This is a genomic window from Dietzia sp. SLG310A2-38A2 (assembly GCF_014145095.1).
In the GTDB taxonomy this organism is placed as follows: domain Bacteria; phylum Actinomycetota; class Actinomycetes; order Mycobacteriales; family Mycobacteriaceae; genus Dietzia.
In genome coordinates, this window is sequence record NZ_JAALDX010000129.1 from 1 (window position 1) to 3084 (window position 3084).

Annotated in this window: 4 protein-coding genes; all 4 read left to right on the forward strand. The window is 68.7% G+C overall.

Going from position 1 to position 3084, the window contains the following annotated elements:
- Positions 1-399 (forward strand): PucR family transcriptional regulator (locus tag G6027_RS04895; protein WP_182635915.1); only part of this gene is annotated, 399 nt, incomplete at its 5' end.
- A 427-nt stretch (positions 400-826) separates the two neighbouring features.
- Positions 827-1462, forward strand: a complete 636-nt coding sequence (locus tag G6027_RS04900; protein WP_182635917.1) for a SipW-dependent-type signal peptide-containing protein — start codon at positions 827-829, stop codon at positions 1460-1462.
- Between the two features lie 67 nt (positions 1463-1529).
- Entirely contained in the window at positions 1530-2105 is a 576-nt protein-coding gene (locus G6027_RS04905; RefSeq protein WP_346995635.1) for a signal peptidase I, read from the forward strand.
- Positions 2102-3084 (forward strand): hypothetical protein (locus G6027_RS04910; RefSeq protein WP_182635918.1); only part of this gene is annotated, 983 nt, incomplete at its 3' end. The genes G6027_RS04905 and G6027_RS04910, both read left to right, overlap by 4 nt.

The window sequence follows — 3084 nt, forward strand, 5'->3', positions numbered from 1 at the left end:
GCCGTGACCGACCACGTCGAGCGGGCCCGGCGCGCCGCGCAACTGCTCGTCGCCCTGGGGCGCGCGGGCGAGGGGGCGGCGACCGAGGAGCTCGGCCTGTACGGACTTCTGTTCAGTGAGGTCGACCGCGGTGACGTCACTCAGTTCATCGAGCGCAACCTCGGGCCGATCCGCAGCTACGACCGCGATCGCGGGACCGCCCTGCTGGAGACACTGAGCGCCTGGTTCGCCGCCGACGCCAGTCCCTCGGGCACCGCCGATCGGCTCTACGTCCACGTCAACACCGTGTACCAGCGGCTCGACCGGCTCGACTCGGTCCTCGGTGCCGGGTGGCGTCGCGGCGATAGCGCGATGGAGCTGCGCCTGGCTCTACGGATGTGGGAGCTCCGCGGCTCCTGAGCCTGCCCCGATTCCGCGGTTGGCGGGCATCTCGCAGGGATTCTGAGGGATTTCAACGCTCTACGCCGCGAGACGTCCGCCAAACGGGGCCGTCACATGAGGCGGAATCGAAGTGGGAGCCCGAGCGAGCCGCGGCCGGGCTGGATGCCTCCTCGTCGCAATCGGGGTGGTTCATCTCAGGCCCCCTACAGTTCTGGCACAGCGTCCAAATAGCCCGACACCCGCGCAGTACCCGGTGGTACGGAACGTGAGACGGATGTCAGGTTCGCAGGTAGACGCTCTATTTGTGCGAAATTGCGAAACTGTGACGTTGTAGACAGAACCGTTACTTCCGGTTGCTACTGGCCAGTAGCTAAACGATAATAAATGGGACTCGTCAACAAAGAGTGTTGGCGCCCACCCTCACCTCCACCGGAAAGGCCCACCCATGAGCACCACGCCCCAGACCTCCCCGACCGCCGCGCCGAAGCAGAACCGCCGCAAGAAGGCCCGCGCCATCATGGCCTCCGGTCTGGTGCTGGGCGTCGGCGCCGCGGTGACACTGGCCGCCTGGTCCGACACGGCGTGGGGCGTGAGCGAGTTCGGTACCGCGGGCAGCGACTTCAACATCCAGGCCCACTTCAACGCCACTGAGGGTTGGAACGAGTTCGTGACCAAGGACAAGGCCGGCACCATGCAGTTCGGACCCGCCTCCAAGTCCCTGGTCCCGGGAGTGCCCGTCTACCAGCTGGTGGGCCTGCACGAGAACAAGGGCAACCTCGGCGCGGACATCACGATCGCACAGCAGAGTGTCGCCTCCAACGCACTGACCAGCAAGGTCGCCGTGTCGATCGCCGAGCTCGGTGGTGGCTCGACCCCGCCGTCCAACTGCTCCTCGGCAGCCAGCTTCACCACCGTGGGAACGCTCGCCGCCCCCACGACCTCCACGACCCGCGTGGAGAAGAACGACTACAAGTGGCTGTGCTTCCGCGCCGAGCTCGCCCCGACCGCCGGGCTGGACTCCGCCGGCATCGCGCCCGCCCCCGTGTTCTGGAACTTCGACGCGCAGAGCGACGACGCCTGACCCGCGACGACCTTCTGATCTGAAACCTGATCTGAGACCGACGAATGACACGCGAGAGGTGATGGCCGTGCAGACCGCAGCACCGATGTCCCACAGCGGAACCCCGGGCCGCACCGCGGGAGCGCACCGCGCCCCCGGCAGGTCATTCGGCTCCTACCTCGCCGGCGGACTGGCCAATCTCCTCGCAGTCGGCGGCGTGGTGGCGGTCGGGCTCGTGATCGCGGCGGTGACGATGAACATCACGCTCATCATGTTCAAGACCGGGTCCATGTCCCCCACGATCCCCACCGGCTCCGTCGCGGTGGTCAAGGAGATCAGCGCGGACGAGATCCGGGTGGGCGACGTCGTCACCGTCGACCGGCCCGGCCGCCTGCCCGTCACCCACCGGGTGATCGAGGTCCATCCGCAGGTGCCGGGCGAGGCGCTCATCCTGATGCAGGGCGACGCCAACCCGAACCCCGATCCGGGGATGTACCGGGTCGAGAGCGTCCGGAAGGTGCTGTGGTCGGTGCCCGGGCTGGCGAACGTGATCGTCTGGGCCGGCAACCCGCTGGTTCTGGGTTCGATCACCATGCTCGCCGCGCTCGGGGTCCTGTGGACCTTCTGGCCGGGGCGCGACGATGACGACGAGGTCGCGCAGTGACCATTCGGCAGCATCCGGTGCGGGCGCTCGTGGCGATCCTCGGCGCACTCGCCCTGCTCGTGACGACGGCGCTGGCCCTCGGCTCGATCCGCCCCACCGAGGCGACGTGGTCCGACCGCGCAGTGGGCGCGGCCGAATTCGGGGCTGCCAATCCGCACCAGAACACGCGCTTCGCCCGGGCGATGTCGACCTTCGGCCAGATGGAACGAGCGGTCCGGGACAGCAACGTCGGCGCCGTCACCGCCTTCCGGCAGACCCCCGACGCATCCCGGCAGGTCGTCGGTCCAGCGACTCACAGCAGCGCCGGCACCTTTCCCACCTTCCTGCTCCCCCTGACCACCGTGGGATTCTCGTGCTCATCGCTCGATGCACAGTCTCGGTGCGAGAACGGGAACCCCACCGGCGTGGCCGCCCCCACCGCCAACGCGGTCTCCGAGACCCGCTCTCTGGACGTGCGGACTTCTAGCATCCTGGGGTCGGACCTGGTCAGCTACCCGGGCAGGAGCCCGATTCGCGCAACGGCGGCCTGCTCCCCCACCGCCGGGGTGGCGACCCTCAGCTCGGACGGGCCAGTGGTCCTGGGGCGGAACGGCATCTTCGAGCAAGAGGTCCGCGTGGCGATCCCCGGCCCGAACTCGGAGCAGACGGGGTACCGGAGCTGGGGCAGTTACGACTACGTCGCCACTCTGCAGCACGTGAAGAAGGAGAGCCCCGGATACGCCCTGTCCCAGCTGCGGCTGCGCGTCAACGCCACAGGGACGGGCGGTGCCGAGCGCTGGAACCTCACGCTGATCCTCGCTCACGCCGAATGCGGGGTCGACAGGGAGACCACCGCCGCCCCCACCCGTCCGACCAGCGGCGAGTGGCCGGTCCTCTCGACACAGACGAACCGGATGATGGTCGCTCAGGCCGCTACGCCGACCGCCCTGCAGTCCGAGAGCGGCACGTCCGACGATCGCGAGCCCGCCGGTGTCGAGCC